General features: G+C 43.7%; 20 protein-coding genes. 8 read left to right on the plus strand and 12 right to left on the minus strand.

What is annotated here, in order from left to right; all coding sequences use genetic code 11:
* Positions 1-16: 16 nt before the first annotated feature.
* Positions 17-472: a hypothetical protein gene (locus F946_RS00665; RefSeq protein ID WP_004977926.1), complete on the plus strand. Its 456-nt coding sequence runs from the start codon at positions 17-19 to the stop codon at positions 470-472.
* A 212-nt stretch (positions 473-684) separates the two neighbouring features.
* On the opposite strand, the gene F946_RS00670 is transcribed toward F946_RS00665, so the two are convergent.
* Positions 685-1,500 (minus strand): NAD-dependent epimerase/dehydratase family protein, encoded by an 816-nt coding sequence (locus F946_RS00670; protein WP_004977929.1) that lies wholly within the window; start codon positions 1,498-1,500, stop codon positions 685-687.
* Between the two features lie 33 nt (positions 1,501-1,533).
* Between F946_RS00670 and recG the strand changes: the two genes are divergently transcribed.
* Positions 1,534-3,579, plus strand: coding sequence for an ATP-dependent DNA helicase RecG (gene recG / locus F946_RS00675; protein ID WP_004977930.1), 2,046 nt, complete (start codon positions 1,534-1,536; stop codon positions 3,577-3,579).
* Positions 3,566-4,213, plus strand: coding sequence for a ComF family protein (locus F946_RS00680; RefSeq protein WP_035326216.1), 648 nt, complete (start codon positions 3,566-3,568; stop codon positions 4,211-4,213). Before recG ends, F946_RS00680 begins: the two co-directional genes overlap by 14 nt.
* On the opposite strand, the gene F946_RS00685 is transcribed toward F946_RS00680, so the two are convergent.
* Positions 4,214-4,618 (minus strand): NUDIX hydrolase, encoded by a 405-nt coding sequence (locus F946_RS00685; RefSeq protein WP_004977934.1) that lies wholly within the window; start codon positions 4,616-4,618, stop codon positions 4,214-4,216.
* Entirely contained in the window at positions 4,615-5,214 is a 600-nt protein-coding gene (locus F946_RS00690) for an LOG family protein (protein WP_004977937.1), read from the minus strand. Before F946_RS00690 ends, F946_RS00685 begins: the two co-directional genes overlap by 4 nt.
* Positions 5,215-5,366: 152 nt before the next feature.
* Between F946_RS00690 and F946_RS00695 the strand changes: the two genes are divergently transcribed.
* The gene (locus F946_RS00695; protein ID WP_004691361.1) at positions 5,367-6,380 is read left to right on the plus strand and encodes a CorA family divalent cation transporter; all 1,014 of its coding nucleotides are present in this window, start codon (positions 5,367-5,369) and stop codon (positions 6,378-6,380) included.
* Positions 6,381-6,461: 81 nt separating this feature from the next.
* Here F946_RS00695 and F946_RS00700 read toward each other — a convergent pair whose 3' ends face one another.
* The 8 genes from F946_RS00700 to dxs form a co-directional block, all read right to left on the minus strand.
* Positions 6,462-6,749, minus strand: a complete 288-nt coding sequence (locus F946_RS00700; protein ID WP_004691363.1) for an STAS domain-containing protein — start codon at positions 6,747-6,749, stop codon at positions 6,462-6,464.
* Between the two features lie 11 nt (positions 6,750-6,760).
* Positions 6,761-7,396 (minus strand): MlaC/ttg2D family ABC transporter substrate-binding protein, encoded by a 636-nt coding sequence (locus F946_RS00705; RefSeq protein WP_004977939.1) that lies wholly within the window; start codon positions 7,394-7,396, stop codon positions 6,761-6,763.
* Positions 7,397-7,416: 20 nt separating this feature from the next.
* Positions 7,417-8,091, minus strand: coding sequence for an outer membrane lipid asymmetry maintenance protein MlaD (gene mlaD / locus F946_RS00710; RefSeq protein ID WP_004691366.1), 675 nt, complete (start codon positions 8,089-8,091; stop codon positions 7,417-7,419).
* On the minus strand, positions 8,091-8,870 hold the full coding sequence (mlaE, locus tag F946_RS00715) for a lipid asymmetry maintenance ABC transporter permease subunit MlaE (protein ID WP_004691368.1): 780 nt from the start codon (positions 8,868-8,870) through the stop codon (positions 8,091-8,093). Before mlaE ends, mlaD begins: the two co-directional genes overlap by 1 nt.
* On the minus strand, positions 8,867-9,685 hold the full coding sequence (locus F946_RS00720; RefSeq protein WP_004691369.1) for an ABC transporter ATP-binding protein: 819 nt from the start codon (positions 9,683-9,685) through the stop codon (positions 8,867-8,869). The genes mlaE and F946_RS00720 overlap by 4 nt, the downstream gene beginning before the upstream one ends.
* Positions 9,686-10,087: 402 nt before the next feature.
* Positions 10,088-12,010, minus strand: a complete 1,923-nt coding sequence (locus F946_RS00725) for a DEAD/DEAH box helicase (protein ID WP_004977947.1) — start codon at positions 12,008-12,010, stop codon at positions 10,088-10,090.
* Positions 12,011-12,760: 750 nt separating this feature from the next.
* Positions 12,761-13,591, minus strand: a complete 831-nt coding sequence (locus F946_RS00730) for an inositol monophosphatase family protein (protein WP_004691373.1) — start codon at positions 13,589-13,591, stop codon at positions 12,761-12,763.
* Positions 13,592-13,707: 116 nt separating this feature from the next.
* Complete coding sequence (gene dxs, locus F946_RS00735) at positions 13,708-15,609, minus strand: 1-deoxy-D-xylulose-5-phosphate synthase (RefSeq protein ID WP_004977949.1); 1,902 nt, start codon at positions 15,607-15,609, stop codon at positions 13,708-13,710.
* A gap of 305 nt (positions 15,610-15,914) precedes the next feature.
* Here dxs and ribA point away from each other — a divergent pair, with 305 nt between their 5' ends.
* The gene (gene ribA, locus F946_RS00740) at positions 15,915-16,517 is read left to right on the plus strand and encodes a GTP cyclohydrolase II (protein WP_004977950.1); all 603 of its coding nucleotides are present in this window, start codon (positions 15,915-15,917) and stop codon (positions 16,515-16,517) included.
* A 60-nt stretch (positions 16,518-16,577) separates the two neighbouring features.
* Here ribA and hemN read toward each other — a convergent pair whose 3' ends face one another.
* Positions 16,578-17,942, minus strand: coding sequence for an oxygen-independent coproporphyrinogen III oxidase (gene hemN, locus F946_RS00745; RefSeq protein ID WP_407637052.1), 1,365 nt, complete (start codon positions 17,940-17,942; stop codon positions 16,578-16,580).
* A gap of 267 nt (positions 17,943-18,209) precedes the next feature.
* On the opposite strand from hemN, the gene hemF reads away from it, so the two are divergent.
* The 3 genes from hemF to aroE all read left to right on the plus strand — a co-directional run bounded on the left by hemF (position 18,210) and on the right by aroE (position 20,533).
* Positions 18,210-19,151, plus strand: a complete 942-nt coding sequence (gene hemF / locus F946_RS00750; protein ID WP_004977955.1) for an oxygen-dependent coproporphyrinogen oxidase — start codon at positions 18,210-18,212, stop codon at positions 19,149-19,151.
* A 286-nt stretch (positions 19,152-19,437) separates the two neighbouring features.
* The gene (locus tag F946_RS00755; RefSeq protein ID WP_004977957.1) at positions 19,438-19,644 is read left to right on the plus strand and encodes a hypothetical protein; all 207 of its coding nucleotides are present in this window, start codon (positions 19,438-19,440) and stop codon (positions 19,642-19,644) included.
* A 100-nt stretch (positions 19,645-19,744) separates the two neighbouring features.
* Positions 19,745-20,533: a shikimate dehydrogenase gene (gene aroE / locus F946_RS00760; RefSeq protein ID WP_004977959.1), complete on the plus strand. Its 789-nt coding sequence runs from the start codon at positions 19,745-19,747 to the stop codon at positions 20,531-20,533.
* Positions 20,534-20,569: the final 36 nt, after the last annotated feature.

Below are 20,569 nucleotides of genomic sequence, written 5' to 3' on the forward strand. Positions count from 1 at the left end.
ATATATCTGATGAGTTATGTCTAATTTTTTGATTATTATAGGGTTAGTTTTATATTTCTTTTGTTTTATTGCTTTTATTTTTGTGCTTGCTGTCGTGATGCCCAAAGCTGAGAAAAATGAACGCTGGGCAATGTTACCCTTTCTGACAATGGGTGGATTTATTGTTGTTGGAACGATTTCTTATAGCATCGGGATGGGAATGAAAGAAAAGCAACCGATGCAACTTTCTCAAAGCTGTGGCACTGTGATTGGTTATAAATATTATAAAAATTGTAGTGGTCGTTCGCAAACACGTTGTGATCCCTTTGAGCGAATTCAAATTCGCGTAGATGGTTCTAAATATTCACGGTTAATGCGATTTGATGGGAATTTAAGTCGTCAAAATAGCAATGAACATGTCTGTTTTACATTCTATGATCGCTATAAATACTCACATTTACAAGATTCTAGAATCACTCAATGGATTGAATGATGAAGCGAATAGAAAACTCTAACTTAAGTTTTACTAAAATTAACATAATACACCATATACGAAATTATTGAAATTTTATTATAACAATCAATATCTTAGTCAAATAAATTTCAGGGGTTCAGCGTACTGGAACAGGTTTTTTTATGATTCTTCACGCTCTATAGCTATTTTCTCAGCTACGTTTCACATTTTTTCATGAATGAAAGTAAAAATTATTTTGACTCACACTCGGCTAAAAATGCCAAATAATCATCAAAACAATGAGGATGCTGCAACTCAAAATTCATCTGCTGCATCCGTGATGCATAAATTTGCTTGCCTGATGGCACATCACTCTCCAAACCCAAAGCTGGAAATCCTAACTGCTGTTGGAACCATTGGATGATTTCATGTAAAGGCAGTGGCTGGCTATCGCTACAAATATAAGACTTTTCAGTATGTTCCACGTGAAGCAAGTACACTAAAAAAGCAGCCAAATCATCAATATTAATTCGGTTCGACCAATGCAGTTTTGGGTAAGACTTTGTAGTTTCTGCAAGTTTAATCATACGTGAAACTGAGGTTCCATAAATTCCTGTTGGACGTACAATCACACATTCAGAGGGATAAGCCTGTTGCCACAAAGTTTCCATGTTCAATAGCACTTGTCCTTGCGCATCGCTCGGTTGGGGACACGTGTCATCATCAACCCGCTCCCCTGCACTTTCACCATAGACACGTGAAGAAGAAACCACGATCACTTTTTTTAAAGGATGACTTTCTAAGGCTTGTAGCATGGGTGCAATCGAGTCTACAAAAGTTCGCTGATACGCCTCCACCGTACTGCTCTCAGGCGAGAGTAAGACATATACGGCATCAATCGGTGCGACTTGAGACAAATCCAACTGATGAATATCTTGAGTCAAATGCTCAGCCCAATCATCTGATTTCGGACTTCGGCTAATTGTGGTAATTTGGTGGCCTTGCTGAAATAACTGTTTAGCAACACGCTGAGATGTTTTACCATAACCTATAAATAAAATATGCATTTAGCACCAAATCACAGACAAAGTTGAGGGGACATGGCTGCAGTCCATCAGTTGCAGGGGGTCGGAGCTGCCTCTGCTGCACTACTTGAAAAGTTGAATCTCTTCACTACAGATGATCTGCTGTTTCATCTGCCACGAGACTATGAAGATCGTAGCACGATCATCCCCATGAACCAATTAACGGTTGGGCGTAGCTACCTACTCGAAGGTACGATTCAAGGTGTGGACTTTCCACCGGGTAAGCGAAAATCCATGGCGATTGGACTGCAAGACGACTTTGGCAAAGTGACTTTGCGCTTTTACCATATTTATAAAGGCTTAACGGACCGTGCAAAGATCGGTAATCGTCTACGTATTTTTGGTGAAGTCCGTGTGGGTGCGCGTGGCTTAGAAATGTATCACCCAGAAATTCAAATCATTACAGAACATATGCCGCTTCCACAAACCCAACTGACTGCGATTTACCCCAGCACAGAGGGTCTGACTCAGCCGAAGTTTCGTGAATACATCAAACAGGCCCTCACTAAACACAGTGATGATTTACCTGAACTGCTGCCCGCAAAATTTGCCAATGGCTATGCACTTAAACAGGCATTGGACTACATCCATCATCCTCCTGTAGATGCCAATATGCTGCAACTGAGCCAAGGCTCACACCCTGCCCAGCAACGTTTGATTTTTGAAGAGTTGGTTGCGCATCAAGTCAGTCTATTAAGCCGTCGTGCCTATATCCAACAAATTGAAGCGCCACGTATTTCTGCCAGTCGTCAGTTTGCCAAACAACTGCTCAGCAGCCTACCTTTTGAAATGACCAATGCACAAAAGCGTGTCTCCAAAGAAATTGTACAAGACTTAAAACTTAATAAACCGATGTTACGTTTGGTTCAAGGCGATGTCGGCGCAGGCAAAACCTTGGTTGCAGGAGTCGCAGCCTGCCATGCCTTAGAGGAAGGTTGGCAAGTGGCGTTAATGGCACCGACTGAAATTTTGGCGGAACAACATTATCTCAATTTTAAAAAATGGTTTGAACCTTTGGGACTCAGTGTATCTTGGCTTTCAGGTAAACAAAAAGGCAAAGCCCGTGCCACAGCCGAACAAGCGATTGTAGATGGCACAGCGCATCTGGTGGTGGGTACACACGCCCTGTTTCAAGACAATGTCCGCTTTGCCAAACTTGGATTAGTAATTATTGATGAGCAGCACCGCTTCGGGGTCGATCAGCGCTTAGCCCTACGCAATAAAGGTGCGCAGAATATGACCCCACATCAATTGGTCATGACCGCAACCCCTATCCCACGGACTTTAGCCATGTCTGCCTATGGAGACTTGGACACGTCCGTGATCGATGAACTCCCCCCTGGACGAACGCCAATTCAAACCGTGACTATTCCTCTCGACCGCCGAGAGGAAGTCTTACAACGTATTGCCAGTAACTGCCTAGAAGGCAAACAAGCTTACTGGGTCTGCACCTTAGTTGAAGAGTCTGAAACCTTAGATGCTCAAGCTGCTGAAGCGACCTATTTAGAAATTAAAGAACGTTTCACCGAACTCAACATTGGCCTTGTACATGGCAAAATGAAAGCCGATGAAAAACAAGCAGTGATGCAACAGTTTAAAGCCAATGAATTACAACTCTTGATTGCGACCACAGTGATTGAAGTGGGGGTCGATGTACCAAATGCCTCAATCATGGTGATTGAAAATGCGGAACGTTTAGGACTCTCTCAATTACACCAATTACGTGGCCGTGTCGGTCGAGGTGCCAAAGCTAGTTTTTGTGCCCTATTATATAAAAGCCCGCTGTCTCAAAATGGACAAGAACGCCTACGCATCATGCGTGAAACCAATGATGGCTTTTTAATTGCCGAAAAAGATTTGGAAATCCGCGGTCCCGGTGAATTGCTCGGTACCAAACAAACGGGTGATATGGGCTTTCGTGTGGCGAAACTAGAACGCGATGATCATTTGCTCAATCAAGCCCATTTTGTCGCAGCTCAGATTTTAAAAGACTATCCACAAAATGCTGAAGCCTTACTGAAACGCTGGCTGCCTGAAGCACCACGCTATGCCTATGTTTAGTCATTTACTGCACACCGCCAAACAGATGCTACACAAAGCACAGCCTTGTCAGTTGTGCGGCATTGTACGCGCAGATCTGCATTCGGTCTGTCTGGACTGCTGGCAACAACTCCCACTGCATCCACAGACCATTGAAAAACAAGAGCTCAGTATTCATGTCGCAGGACAGTATCAATATCCTTTAGATCATCTGATTCAGCAGTTTAAATATGAACAGCAACTGCATTGGCAGCCTCTACTGTCAGGCATTCTTCAGCAAATTCGCTTACCTAAAGTACAAGCAATTGTTCCTATGCCGATTTCGACTCAGCGTTTAGCGGAACGTGGCTATAACCAATCAATGATCCTCGCCAAAGACTTAGCCAAACAGTTAAATGTTCCCATTTGGCAACCTGTGATACGACTGCATCAACATTCACAAAAAGGACTCAGTCGACTGGAACGCTTAGATCACATTCAGCAGCAATTTAAAATTGATCCACAGCAACGCCAATATGCAAAACGTTACCGACGTGTTTTGATTTTGGATGATGTCGTGACCACAGGCAGCTCGATTCAGGCACTGACTTTACAGCTTGAACAATTGGGTTGTCATAAAGTCAGCGCCGCGTGTATTGCCTATGCGCTTGAATAATTAAACGACTTCAATCATCAAATGTTGACGTACCCATGGCATGACCACCTCAGTGGTCAGCGGTGCAAGTGTAGTCTGTTGGTCATTCAAACTGACCCATTTCATTTCTGCAATTTCAGCCGCAATTTGTGGCGCTTGCTGAAGCTGAACATGGTAAACATAGCTCACCAATTTAAAATCAGGTTCATTGGCGGTGGCTGTTTCAAAACGACCAACAAACTGTTCAATCGTCGCATCACTTCCAATTTCCTCCCGAATCTCACGCAGCATGGTTTGCTCAGGTGCTTCATTGGGCTCAAGCTTACCGCCCACTTGCATAAAACACGCGGTGTTCTGCTTACGCACCAATAAAAGCTGCTGCTGTTCATTCACAATAATAGCCGCAGCGACCGTAATCACCTTCATGCTTTGACATCCAACAACTCAGGATCAACCATGCCCCACTTCGGCTCAGGTGCTTGGAACTGATCCATCTGCTTTAAAATGGCTTTCACCGAATCCGATACAATCAGGCTATCGGTAAAACGTGCATGGGTAAAACCTTTGTCGGTGGTCATCTTCAGAAATTTAAGTAAATCATCATAAAAGCCATTTACATTTAAAAAGGCATTCGGCTTGAGGTGAATGCCGAGCTGCGCCCACGTCCATTGTTCAAAGATTTCTTCTAAAGTCCCTGCGCCGCCTGGCATTGCAATAAATCCATCCGACAAGGCTGACATTTTCAGTTTACGCTCTTGCATGTCTTTGACGACATGTAACTCGGTCAGGCCTTGATGCGCCAACTCACGATCCACCAGCACGTGTGGAATCACGCCAATCACTTGACCACCTGCCTCTAAAGCACTGTCTGCCACAATACCCATTAAGCCCGAACGACCACCACCATAGACTAAGGTTTTGCCTTGTTCTGCAATGGTGTGTCCAACCTGACGTGCTGTTTCGGAAAAGATTTGATCTGAACCTAATGCGGAACCACAAAAGATCGCAATTGAATTTGTCATTTTTTACTCTGATATTTAATTGTCATGCAACTTCACTAAAATGAATGGATATTTTTTAGCAATTTAACCATCCGATCAGTGTTTTTATTGCAATCCTTGTCTAAAATACACCCATCCACTTCAACCATTACTGCGCAAAGGAGAAAGACGGCATGCTTGAAGCCTTTTACGCCACAGAGCGCGGTAGCTTAGAAGACATCACCATTAATGGCGATTTCGATCTTCAGCCCGATTTGGTCTGGCTTGACCTCATTGCTCCCTCCCAAGAAGAACAACAGTGGATTTTAGATGCATATGAACAAAATTTACCTACGCTAAAATCACTCGAAGACATTTCATCTTCAGCTCGATTCTACCGTGATGACGACGGTATTTTGCATATCAGTACGTATTTTTTAACGAAAAATAAAAACTATCAAGTCGATGGTGAGCCTGAAGAAAGCAGCGGTGCCCTTGCCACGGTACAAACTGTCGCTTTCATTTTGCATAAAGAACGTCTCTTTACCCTTCGCGGGGAAAAACTGGTGGCGTTCCGTGCCTTTCGTGCGCGTGCGCGCCGCAATGACTACGAAATCGACTATAAAGATCCAACGTGGATCTTACTCGGTTTACTCGAGGCGAAGCTGGACGAGCTTGCGGATATCTTAGAAGATATCCACAAGGACTTGGAAAAGTATTCCACAGAAGTACTAAATAACCGTCACCGTGAGATGATTCTCGACTTAGATGACATGATTACCCGTCTGGCACACTTGGAAGATATGCTTGGAAAAGCACAGCTATGTTTGATTGACTTACGCCGTGTACTGACCTTTTTATCACGCCCGCGTGCTTTAGGCAGTCATATTTATGATGCGGATATTCGAGAGCTCAGTGAAGACGTTCGCTCACTGGTTGAGCATGATGCTTTCTTGTTCCAAAAAGTGCGATTCTTACTGGACACCACCTCAGGCTTCATTAACACCGAGCAGAATGACACGATTCGTCGCTTCTCTATCTTACCCAGTATGCTCGCGCCACCAATGCTGATTGCCAGTATTTACGGCATGAACACCGATGTATTGCCTTTTGCCAAAGGTGGCACCAGTTTTATTGTAGTAAGCCTGATCTTAATGGCCTTCCTGATTGGCCCACTCATTTACTTCCGCTGGAAGAAATGGATTTGAATACACGTTAAAACATTGCTTTTCCTCATAGATTTAAGAAACACAACATATAAAAAAAGCACCTTAGGGTGCTTTTTTTATTTAAGGGATTAACTTTAAGTCATCCTGTAAATGACAGGCTTGAATCACTTTCATCATTTTTTCAGGTACAGCTTTAAAATGTAAACTATGTGCATCGGGTGTTTGACGCAACCAACGCACCAAAACTGCCAGTGCCAATGTACTACCATGCTCAAGCTGGGCCAGATTCACCACCACAGGATAAGACTGTGACTGAATCACCTTCAAACCTTGTTGATAGTAACTTTCAGCATTGTCATATGTAATCTGACCTGAAAGCTGCATTTCCTGATTGCTAAAGTTAATCACCTTTCACCTACTTATTTTTTCTTTTCAACCGCTGCTTCTGCATCAGGTTGGAAGTTTGCAATCGCTTTATCTAGGTCGCCGCCATTACGTTTAACCGTTGCCGCGAACTGATTACGGAACTGTAAGCCAAGGTCGATACCCGACACATTGATATTACGGATTTTCCATTGGTTGCCTTTATCCGCTAACTGGAAAGACACTGGGATTTTTTCGCCTTTGTTATTAAAGTCGATCGTCACCACAGGGTTTTTGCTATTGGTTTCTTTATACGGACGGATGGTATACGTCTGATTGCTGAACTTGGCGAATGCAGTACCGTAGTTTTCAATCAGTGTTTCACGGAAATTGTTTTCAAACTTCGCGCGTTGTGCAGCAGTACTGTATTGATTGGTTGCATAAGTCCCCATCACAATACGAGAAAATGCTTGTGAATCCACATACGGGTCTAAGTTTTGACGAACAATCGCTTTCACAGCAGCTGGGTTGTTTTGTAGCTTGGCATGATCCGCTTTTAAACGCGCAATCAAACCATCTGCCACTTTTTTAACAAAAGCAGGTGGTGCTTCACTTGGTGCTGCAAAAGCAGTCCCTGCAAACATTGTAGTTAAAATGCTAGCTGTCAGTGTTTGTTTCAATAAAGTATTCACTACAATTGGTCCTCTTCAAATCATTCAACAAATGACACGTTGGCATCTGCTGTTTCAGCGGTTTCAGGTTGCTCAGTTGTTGCTGAAGCATCTTTCGATTTACCTGCACCACCCGTAATAAATTTAGTAATTAAGTCTTCTAGGTCCATTGTGCCTTGGGTATTGCCAATGCTTTCACCACGTTTTACGTAGTTCAAACCACCCCCTGGAACAATTTTCAAGTACTTCTCACCTAGCAGACCATTGGTTGCCACCATAATATAAGCATCTTCATCAATGCTGGTGATGGACTTCATGTTCGCAATAAGTTGCTTTTCCATTTCTTTTTGTTGCGCAGCATCCGCAGCGGTATAGTCGCTACTGTAACGAAGCTCTTCAAGTGCATTCTTTTCAACTTCTTTGAGTTGTGCTGCATTAAAGGTCGTTAATTTACCATCTAAAGAAAAAGAAACCGTCGCTAAACGTGTCACAGGGTCTAAGCTTATTTGATCGACTTGGCCAATTTTTACCCCACTCATCGTCACTTTCGCACGTGGTTTTAAACCATTTACGTTATCGAAGGTTGCACTCATTTCATAGCGATCACTGAGATTTGATCCCACCAAACCACTCACTCGCATCGCAATAAAGAACAAAGCGATACCGAATAAAATGACAAATATGCCGACTGCCAGCTCACTTGCACGTGATTTCATTAAACACCTCCAAACATGACCGCAGTCAACACAAAATCAAAACCTAAAACACAGAGCGATGAATACACCACAGTGCGTGTGGTTGATGTCGCAATACCTTCAGATGTCGGTTCACAGGCATAGCCTTGATACACCGCAATCCATGTACAAATTAAAGCAAAAACAAAACTTTTAATGATAGTGCCATTCAGGACATCTTTATAGAACTCTACGCTACTTTGAATGCCACTCCAGTAAGAGCCTTCATCTGCACCCAAGAAGTCCACACCCACCATTTTACCGCCCATAATCCCCACCGCAGCAAAAATGACAGACAGCATCGGCAAACTAAAAATACCTGCCCAAAGTCGCGGCGAAATCACACGTTTAAGTGGATCAACCCCGATCATTTCCATACTGGACAGCTGCTCTGTGGCTTTCATTAAGCCAATCTCAGCCGTTAATGCAGAACCCGCACGACCTGCAAACAGCAATGCTGCAACCACAGGTGCTAACTCACGGAGTAAGGTCAATGCAACAGCTGTACCCAGCATCGCTTCACTACCAAAGGTCACCAAGATGCTATACATCTGTAAGCCCAGTACCGCGCCAATAAATAGCCCTGACACCACAATAATAAGCAGTGATAACACCCCAACACGGTACATTTGGTAAACAAATAACCGAACACCTAAAGCAGTGGGCATCGAAAATAAAATTTGTAATAACATCAGGCTGGCAACACCAATGCCGCGAACCCGTTCAATCACGCGTCGACCTAAGAGTGCTATCGCATTCATGCTTGCACCTCAGTATTTAGATATGCCTTATGGCTAAATTGATAATCGACAGGCCCTTCAACTGCACCTGTTAAAAACTGTTTAACAAACGGAGAAGCATTCGCCTGCAATTGTTCAGGCGTGCCTTCACCTTGCACTTTACCTTCAGCAACAACATAGATATAGTCTGCGATCGATAAGGTTTCAGCCACGTCATGTGAAACAATAATTGTTGTTAAATCAAGAGCTTCTCGCAATGATCGAATCAGACGTGTGAGTACACCCTTCACAATTGGATCTTGTCCTGCAAATGGCTCATCGTACATGATCAGCTCAGGATCTAGCGCAATTGCACGTGCCAAAGCAACACGACGATTCATCCCGCCTGAGAGCTCAGAAGGCATCATCTGTTCTGCGCCACGTAAGCCGACAGATTCTAGTTTTAAAGATATAATTTCTGACAGTAAATGTTCTGGTAACTTGGTATGTGCTCTTATGGGAAAGGCCACATTTTCATATACCGACATATCAGTAAACAAAGCGCCACTTTGAAAAAGCATACCCATACGCGCACGCGCAGCGAATAACTCTTTGCGTGACATTTTCGCAATATTTTGCCCATCAAAAAGCACTTCACCTTGGTCAGGGGTCAATTGACCGCCAATTAAACGTAGTAAAGTGGTTTTACCTGTACCCGATGGTCCCATAATGCCCGTAATTTGACCCTGTCGAATTTTTAAATTGACCTGATCATAAATGACACGTTCCCCTCGCTTAAAGCTCAGGTCTTTGACCTCAATGAGGGCTTGAGCAGTCAGAGGCGCTTGATTATTCATAGCTGTGCGTTTTCCTGCATTTTTTCAGCATGCATACTATAAAGGATTAAAAAACGATATGTTAGCGTATTCCGTGTCTAATTTTGTGCACGAATTGATTTCAGTTGGTTGTATTTATATTTATTTGAACGGCGAAAACAAGCTACATAAGATGAATTGCTTCATCCATAACGACTATAGACAAAGAAAAGAATGTTGCAAATAAGCAAAAAGAGTCCGAGATAATGTGCCATATTGACCTCTTTCACGTCAGAGAGTGTGGCGATTGATTCAACCTCATTATTGTGCATCATTATTATCAATACAATTAAAATATGACTCAGTATACATTTTAATTTATTTTTTTACAGCCGTAGACAAAAAAAAACCAGTGTTTCCACTGGTTTTTTTATTCATTCAGACTTAGTCGTTAAACTTACGACGTGGGCGGTCAAAACCACCTTCAGTACGTGGACGATCTGAATTAAATTCACGCTTCGGACGGTCTTCGCCACCAAAAGTACGCTTAGGACGGTCTTCACCACCGAAAGTACGTTTTGGACGGTCATCACCAAAAGAACGTTGTGGACGGTCACCAAAACCACCTTCACGACGTGGCGCTGGACGATCACCAAAATCACGTTTTGGGCGGTCACCAAAAGAACCTTCACGACGTGGTTTGTAGTCTACACGGTTACCGCGGTTGTCATCATTCGAGTCAAAACGTGGTTTATCGTTGAAACCGCCTTCGCGACGTGGACGATCAGAGTTGAATTCACGCTTTGGACGATCATCAAAAGAACGTTGCGGACGATCACCGAAACCGCCTTCACGACGTGGCGCTGGACGATCACCAAAATCACGTTTTGGACGGTCATCAAAAGAACGTTGTGGACGATCACCGAAACCGCCTTCACGACGTGGACGATCATTATTAAACTCACGACGTGGACGATCTTCACCACCAAATGATGGACGATCACCACGAGGTTTGTCATCGTAGCTACGACGTGGACGGTCATCACCACCTTCACGACGTTTAAAGTTAGACTCACCTTCGAAACGAGCACGACCGCCGCCATCGCGACCACCGAAACCACCGCGACCACGACCGCCGCCATCACGACCACGACCATCACGACCACGACCGCCGCCATCACGACTACCGCGTGCAGGAGGTGGAGATGGCTCAAGGCCTTCAATTTCAGATACATTCAAACGCGCATCTAAGAAATCTTCTAAAGCACGGATTTTACCGCGTTCACGGTAAGTTGCTAAAGTGATTGCTTTACCAGTACGACCCGCACGACCTGTACGACCAATACGGTGTACATAGTCTTCGTTCTTCATTGGAAGACCGAAGTTGATTACGTGTGAAATGGTTGGTACGTCAAGACCACGTGCAGCAACGTCAGTCGCAACTAAAATTTTTGCACGACCTTCACGGATGCTACGTAAACGACGGTTACGCACAGTTTGTGGCATAGCACCATGAAGTGCTACAACTGATAAACCTGCTTCAGCAAGTTCTTCAGCCAACATATCGGTGTCTTCTTGAGTAGAAGCGAATACAACAGCTTGATCTACGTCTTCAGCACTTAACCAATGCGTTAGTAATTTTTTCTTGTGCTCAAAGCCATCAGTCCAGTGTAAAGTCTGAGTGATGTCAGTATTCGTAGAGTGACCAGTTTCGATTGCAATACGTTGTGGATCATTCATCATGCGTTCAGCAAGTGTAATGATACGACCAGCAAATGTTGCAGAGAACATTAAAGTCTGTTTACGGTTTGCAGCAAGATCGCTAATTGCTTCTAAGTCTTCAGAGAAACCTAGATCAAGCATACGGTCTGCTTCGTCAACAATAAGCGCATCAACTTGGTCTAATTTAATTTGACGACGGTTTACAAGGTCAAGTAAACGACCTGGTGTTGCAACAACAACTTGCGCGCCTTTTAACTGTTGGATTTGCTTACCAAACGGCATACCACCCATGATCGCCGCAATACGTGCACCTTTCATGTGACGGACAAAACCAATCGCGTCTTGGCTTACTTGCTGCGCTAACTCACGAGTTGGGCAAAGAACCAAGATATTCGGTTGTGTAATTGCTTTCATACGTTCTTTGAACGGAACGAAAGTCTCTTGGGCTGCAAGTGCGTTTAACGTTGGAAGTAAGAACGCTGCAGTTTTACCTGAACCTGTTTGGCTAGATACTAAAAGGTCTTTACCTTCTAAAGCTGCAGGAATCGATTGTTCCTGTACAGGCGTAGGAGAAGTAAAACCTAAGCTTTGTAAAGCTTGTTGTAACGATTCATGTAAAGGAAAATCAGCAAAAGTTTTGCTCATAGAGTATTTCACCCGAAAAATGGGTGCTCCATTAAATATATGGTCTGATGGACATCGGCAAAAAGCGGCACAGCAATAATCGCTGAAAATATAGAATCAGCGGCGATCCGAGAACGACGATGCGTATAACGCACATTTGATTACAGCCGCAACCTGAAGGAATCGCTTAAGCGATTGGGTGGGGCGCGAAATAATGTCCTCTCTTTGGACCGGACGCGCATACACAATGATAGAAGAGAATGTTCAGGTAATGAACGAAATTTAGTGCGTGGGCGGAGTATAGCAGGATATTTTTAAAAGTCACCTCTTTTCGTGAAATTGATACAATATTTTCCTCAAAGATTGAATAAATGCAGGTTTTCACTTTAATTTTTTTGACCATCTAGAAAAATATTGAATAGTATTCTTTGCTCTTTCCTCAACTATCAGCCATATGACGCAATTAATTGTACTAGCTCTTGCTCTAATGCTGCCGTGATTTGACATGCTATCTGACCTGTCATAAACATTAGACACAACAAGCTTAAATAGGTATCTATACACTGGTTAATTTTAACCCGCTTTATTTCTGTATAGCGTGATCTTCATTAACAGGTAATCAGAATCTGGCACAGCCTATGTTTTACAATCTATAGAGGTTAAAGCCAGAAAGTAAATCACCACAAAGACCTTTATTTTTTTCATCCATATCAAAGAAAAAGCCCTCTTCTGAGGGCTTTTTCAATGTCTTAAAACACAATCTACATGCTATTACTTAGCAGCTTCACCCCAAGCAGGTACAACTGCTTTCATCAGAGGTTTCAACATTTTCATAGAACATGCCAGTACTTGGCCATTTTCCATAGATTCGCTACCACCACGTGCATCAACTACTGTACCGCCCGCTTCTTTCACGATCAACTCACCAGCTGCGATATCCCAAGGCTTTAAGCCAAGTTCGAAGTACGCATCGAAACGACCTGCTGCAACATATGCCAAATCTAATGCTGCAGAACCTGTACGACGGTATTGCGCGCCAGCTTCAGTCACATTTAACAATGAATCAAAATGATTTTTTGCATAAGAAATCACTTCACCATTACGTTTTGCACGGTAAGCATGACCCACAGACATGAATGTATTTTCAAGGCTGTCTTTCACATTTACACGAATACGGCGTTGGTTCATCATGGCACCACGACCACGACTTGCAGAGAACAACTCATCTTTCACAGGGTCGTAAATTACGCCATGTTGAGTAATGCCTTTATGTTGAACTGCAATAGAGATACAGAAGTGAGGAACACCGTTAATGAAGTTTAGAGTGCCATCAAGTGGGTCGATGATCCAACACCAATCTGCGTCGTGACCTTTACCTTCTTGAAAACCAAACTCTTCACCAAGGAAGCTGTGATTTTTATAGCTTTTACGTAGGGTATCGATAGCCAATTGTTCCAAATAACGGTCTACACGCGTTACAGGACCATCAATTCCTTTTTCTTCGACTTGTAGATCGAGCTTATGACGATTTTGATGCGCTTTTAAAAGCTCTTGACCGACTAATTGAGCCGCACGCGCAGCCATCACCACCATAGGTTCCATTGAACACCCACTACAATTTGAAGATATTGATAAAGAATAATGCATAAAAGCCCGCGCATCTTATCAAAGATCGGGGCTTTTAGGGAAAAAATGTTTCTAAAATTTAAAAACGGTGCTTAAACCATATGTACAAGTTTCGACCAGGCTTGGCGCACTGAGCTTTCAATGCCTTCTGCATCTAGTCCTGCCTGATGCAACATTTGCGCATGAGTCGCTTGATGCATGAATGTATCCGCTAAACCGAGATTTAACATTGGTTTTACGATTTGAGCCTGTGCCAAATATTCATTGACTGCACTGCCCGCACCCGCCATCACCGCATGTTCTTCAACCGTAACAAATAAAGCCGTTGATGGTGCTAAAGTCGCTATCATCTTTTCATCAAGCGGTTTAACAAAGCGCATATTCACCACACGAACCGCCAAATCTTGTTCAGCTAATTTCTGTGCTGCCTCTACTGCGGCCTGAACACGACTACCAAAAGCGAGAATGCTAATAACGTCGTCTTGGGCATCATTAAAGCTCGCTACAATTTCAGCCTGACCAATTTCCATCGGGGTCATCTGTTGTTGAATCTCAACACCGAGACCATTGCCACGCGGGTAACGCACTGCGGCAGGGCCATTGTATAAATAAGCGGTATGCAACATTTGACGACATTCATTTTCGTCTTTTGGCGCCATAATCACCAAATTCGGCACCGTACGCATAAAGGCATAGTCATAGGCCCCAGCATGAGTCGGGCCATCTTCACCCACTAAACCTGCACGGTCGATACCAAAGGTAACATCTAGATTTTGCAGAGCCACATCATGAATCAATTGATCATAGCCACGTTGCAAGAAGGTCGAGTAAATAGCCACCACAGGTTTTAAGCCTTCACACGCCATGCCCGCAGCCAAAGTTACAGCGTGCTGTTCTGCAATCGCGACATCAAAAAAGCGCTGTGGATACTGTTTAGCAAAATCCACCATACCTGAGCCTTCGCACATGGCAGGGGTAATCGCCAGTAAACGCTCATCTTGTGCAGCTTCATCACATAACCATTGACCAAAGACATCTGAATATTTGGGCGCTGCTTGTGGCGCAGACTTGGCATTTATTTTTGTAATCGCGTGGTATTTGATTTGGTCAGCTTCAGCAGGGGCGAAACCTTTGCCTTTTTTGGTATAGACATGAATTAAACGTGGCCCTTTACGTTTTTTTAATGCGGTAAAGACTTGTGTCAGCTGCTCTACATCGTGCCCATCGAAAGGCCCAAAATAATCAAAACCTATCGCTTTGAAGACGTTGTCGGCCGCATCTGTCGCTGCACTGTGTAAGCGTGAGTTATAGATCCATTCAGGATGTGGCTGTACATAAGCTTCGCCATCCGCTGAAATATTAATGGACTGTCCACTTTCCCAAATCGAAGCCAGATGTTTAGCAAAACCACCTGTGCTGCATGAAATCGACATATCGTTGTCATTCAGCACCACCACCAGGTCCGCATCATGTGCGACTGCATCGTTCATGGCTTCAAAAGCCATACCTGCTGTCATCGCCCCATCGCCAATGATCGCGACCACTTCACATGGATTGTTTTGATAACGACGTGCCAGCGCCATACCTAGACCTGCTGAAATCGCAGTCGAAGAATGTCCAACCCCAAAGGTATCAAATACCGATTCATCACGCGCAGGAAAGGCAGCTAAACCATCTTTGGCACGAATCGTGGTGAGCTGTTCACGACGCCCAGTCAAAGCTTTATGCGGATAGGCTTGATGACCGACATCCCAAATTAAGCGGTCATTCGGCGTGTTGAAGCAATAATGTAATGCCACGGTGAGTTCGACTACACCGAGGTTTGCACCAAAGTGTCCCCCACTTTGTCCTGCGGCATACAGAATAAATTGACGTAGCTCGTCTGCCACTTGTGCTAATTGACTTTGCTCAAGCGAGCGAAGTTGTTGAGGATGATCAATCGTATCCAACAACGGTGTTACAGGGCGATGAGCTGGTATTTCTGTATACAACATAATATGGCAAAGCCTTCTAAAGCCTGGCAAATCTAGCTAGGTCAAATGGGTAATTCGATCATATCGTCGAATGCTATCACCTTCAATCAGCCATATTTCTAGCGATGCAGTTTTGAGCAGTGCTCTCACTGGGTGTTCGTTTAGTGCAGGTGATTATCCTGAATAATCTTACTATTTATCAACTATTATCGTTCGCTTTATACAAAAAAGAAAATCTTCTGCATAAATTCATGGATGCAATTCTACCAATGTCGATGCATTACGCTATACTTTAGCCAATTTCTGAACTATTTACAGGTTTAGCTGTGCCTATTGAATTTGTTGCTACATCCCGTTTACCGACTGCTTTTGGTGAGTTTAACATCACCGTATTTCAAGATCCTAAGACCGGTGAAGAACATGTTGCACTCTCAAAAGGTTTGGATCAGCCGATCACAGAACCCGTTTTAGTTCGGGTTCATTCCGAATGTCTCACGGGCGATGCCTTTGCGTCATTGAAGTGTGACTGTGGTCCACAATTGCAAGCCACGCAAAAACTGATCAATGAGGCTGGGCAAGGCGTGATTCTGTATTTGCGCCAAGAAGGTCGTGGCATTGGGCTCACCAATAAAATTCGTGCTTATGCGCTACAAGACCAAGGGCATGACACTGTCGATGCCAATCTAATGCTTAACCTCCCTGCCGATGCGCGCCGTTATGACATGGTCAGCATTATGTTGGATCATCTCAATATTCAACAAGTCCTTTTGATTACTAACAATCCATTGAAGATTGCAGCACTGCAAGAGCAAGGGATCAATGTGGTGGATCGTGTGCCTTTGACGGTCGGTTTAAACCCCTTCAATGAAGAATATTTAAAAACCAAACATGAACGTATGGCACATTTGTACAAGAAAGATGATTTTTAAAATTTGAAAACATACTCTAAGCCTGCTTAAAAAAGGCCGGCTTAGAGCACTTCAATCAAATTAGATCGTCATGGAGAAAATACGGCTCTCTGGTCGACGACGTTTTAAATGCAAATCGAAAGCCATACAAATATTGCGTACAAAGGCTTTGCCCTTCTCAGTCACCCGTATACTGTGTGGTCTAATTTCCAATAAACCATCGTCCTGCATTTCTTCCAGTTGTCCCAAGACCTCAGCCAATTCTAGAAATTGCATATCTGAATCTGCCCACGACGTCTGAAAGCTACACATCAAATTTAAAATGTGACGACGAATCATCAGATCTTCAGCACTCAAAATATGCCCGCGATAGACGGGAATTTCATTGTTTTCTAGTCGCGCATAATAATCTTCGAGTTTTTTTTCATTTTGCGCAAAGCTATACCAACTGTCGCTGATCGATGAAATACCCAAACCTATCATCACTTGGGTTTTCGATGCGGTATAACCCATAAAATTGCGATGCAGAGTGCCTGCCTGAAATGATTGATACATCACATCACTTTCTAAAGCAAAATGATCCATACCAATTTCATGATACCCCTGCGCAAGCAGCTTATTTTTTCCTTCTTCATAACACTGGCGTTTTACTTCATCTTTCGGCACATCATGGTCTTTAAAACCACGTTGCCCATTGCCTTTGATCCATGGCACATGCGCATAACTATAAAATGCCAAACGATCTGGACGTAAACGATTGGTTTGATCAATGGTGTTGAGCACATCATCTAGGTTTTGAAAAGGCAGACCAAAGACCAAATCATGTGAAATTGAGCTATAGCCTATTTCACGTGCCCACTGCGTCACTTGCTCGACATGTTCAAAAGGCTGTATCCGATGAATGGCTTTTTGTACGGTTTCATTATAATCCTGCACTCCATAACTAACACGGCGAAAGCCCAAGTCATACAAGGCTTGCAAATGCTCCCGTGTGGTATTATTCGGATGCCCTTCAAAGCTAAACTCATGCTGTTCGGCAATCTCTGCCTGCGCAAGGATGCCTTCTATTAACTGAGTTAAATGCGCTGGAGAAAAGAAAGTTGGCGTTCCCCCACCCAAATGAATTTCTTTAATGCGCGGCTTTTCTTCAAGCCATTCACAATAAAGAGACCATTCCTTCAAAACCGCCTGAATATAGGGCAGTTCCATCTCATGCTTTTTGGTCACGCGTTTGTGGCAGCCACAAAAAGTACAGAGACTTTCGCAAAAAGGCAGATGAAGATACAGACTTATGCCTTCAGTCGAATTCGATCCAGCAAACGATGTTTTCAGCGTCTGTTTCCATTGATCTAAGGAAAACTGCGCCTCTTCCCAATACGGCACCGTTGGATAACTGGTATAACGTGGACCAGGAACATTGTATTTTTGAATCAATGAATCGCTCATATTTACCATCAGCTCTTCCGCATTCAGAAGATGCAGCCTATTCTGCATCGCCAAACTCAGGTCTGTACTGTGGTTATTCTGCTGAGCTTAGAATCAGAATTCAACCTAGCAAATTGGTCAGGTTATTTTTCGCATGGCAGCATTTTCATTTTAACTTGCTTCACGACATCGAATGCTGCAGTAGGACTCTTCGGAAAATATTCTTAATCTTTTTGCTGTTTTATGTTTTGATGTAGGCAGTTTTCATCTTTTCCCATGAGGCTTTTCATGCAGCACCCAACGTCTGCGGATATCCAACGCGTTCGCGAATTTCTCCTCGACTTACAGGCTCGTATTTGTGCCGCACTTGAACAACAAGAACGTACTGGTGGCGGGACTTCGCAGTTTGAAATAGATGATTGGGAGCGTCCTGAAGGCGGTGGGGGTCGTTCACGCGTACTGCAAAATGGTACGGTGATTGAAAAAGGTGGAGTGATGTTCTCACACATCAACATTTCTAAACTCCCCGCTTCAGCGACTGAGCGCCATCCACAAATTGCAGGCGCCAAAGCACAGGCCATGGGTGTTTCTTTAGTGATCCATCCGAAAAATCCAAATGTCCCGACTTCACATGCCAATGTGCGCTTATTCGTGGCTGAAAAAGAAGGTCAAGATCCAATTTGGTGGTTTGGAGGGGGTTTCGATCTCACTCCATTTTACCCAAATGATGAAGATGTGCTGTCATGGCATCAGACAGCGCATGACTTATGTGCGCCCTTTGGCGCTGAAGTCTATGCCGAACATAAACAATGGTGTGATGACTACTTCTATTTAAAACACCGTGACGAACAACGTGGTGTCGGTGGATTGTTCTTTGATGATCTCAATCAATGGGACTTTGAAACCTGTTTCCAATATATCCAAGCCGTGGGCAATGGCTATCTGAATGCCATTCTTCCAATCTTCCAGCGTAACCAAGACAAGTCATTTAGCGAGGCGCAACGCGACTTTCAAATCTATCGTCGTGGTCGTTATGTCGAATATAACTTGGTTTATGACCGCGGCACGCTCTTTGGGTTACAAACAGGTGGCCGAATTGAATCGATTTTAGTGAGCTTGCCAAATTTGGCCGGTTGGTCATATCGACCTGAATGGGAGGCCGATTCCGCTGAGAAAAAATTGACCGACTTTTACCTAAAACCCCAAGATTGGCTCAAGCTACTCAAATAGACACACAGGCTTACAATTCTATATCCCCCACGCATGCCCTTTTCACCAGATTAGGGCAGCTTATATATTAAATTTTATATATTTCCCGATCAATTCCTCGTAGAATGGCCACTACACAAAGCGTCATTTCTTTGCATTTATTAAAGCATTGTCACAGGTTTAAAACAGCAACTGGGTTCTTTTAAGTTCGCAAAAACCGTAAGCTAAATTAAGTCATTTTCAATGTATTCATTTTAATGACATCAACCTTTAGTATCCTCCTTTGCTGTTCTCTGAGGTCCCAAACATGTTCGCAAAAAGAGTTAGCTCGACCGCCATGGTTCTTTTCTGCTTTGCTATTGTGTTGCTAAGCTCGATCAGTACCACGATTTTTTCTGAAAGTGCGTTTAATGACAATGCATCCATCAGCATCACCGTATTTGCAGGTATCGGCTTAACCCTGACCGCAGCAAAATTATTGTTTGATGCGATTCACAGCATCTGTAACCCATAAGTCGCCTTTCTTTTTTCTGTTGATAAAAAACCACTGAACGCTTTAGCCTGTGTGTAATTTGCCGTATATTGAACAGCATTTTCCACATGGATTTGGTGCGATGAACAAACAATTCGCTGTCATTGGCAACCCGATTGAGCAGTCTCGCTCACCTGAACTTCACCATGCGTTTGCACAAAAAATGGGGCTCGACCTCAACTATAGTAAACGTCTTGCGCCACTCGATGGCTTCCTCGCAAATATCCAAGAATTTTTCTCACAGGGTGGCATGGGTCTTAATGTCACTGTCCCGTTTAAAGAACAAGCCTTTGCAGCCTGCGCAGTCCTCACTGAACGCGCTAAAATCGCAAAAGCAGTCAATACGCTGTGGATGGTTGATGGTCAATTACATGGTGACAACACCGATGGACAAGGCTTAGTCGATGCCATTCATGCTTTGGACTGGAACTTAGACCAGACAGATGTACTGATCATCGGTGCAGGTGGTGCAACTCGTGGCGTCATTTATCCGCTGGTCCAAGCAGGGGTGAAAAAAATTATGATTGCCAATCGTACCCTTGCCCGTGCTGAGCAACTGGTTGCTGACTTAAAAACAGCTGTACCGCAAGCCGAATTGCAAGCCATCGGCTTAGATGCGCTCGAAGGTCAGTTTGATCTAGTAATTAACGCAACTTCTGCCAGCCTAAGTGGCGATGCCCTCATTCTGCCTGAAGCTTTGCACTTTCAACATGCTTATGAAATGGCCTATGGCAAACCCTCAACCTTTTTAGATCAAGCCAAAGCTCGCGGCGTACCTACCTCAGAAGGCTACGGCATGCTGGTTGGTCAGGCGATTGAATCTTTTTCAATTTGGAATAGCGTCAAACCCAATCTGAAAGATTTTTTATAAGCACAAATAAAAAAGAACCTCCGCAGAGGTTCTTTT

The organism is Acinetobacter johnsonii ANC 3681, from assembly GCF_000368805.1.
GTDB classification, from domain to species: domain Bacteria; phylum Pseudomonadota; class Gammaproteobacteria; order Pseudomonadales; family Moraxellaceae; genus Acinetobacter; species Acinetobacter johnsonii.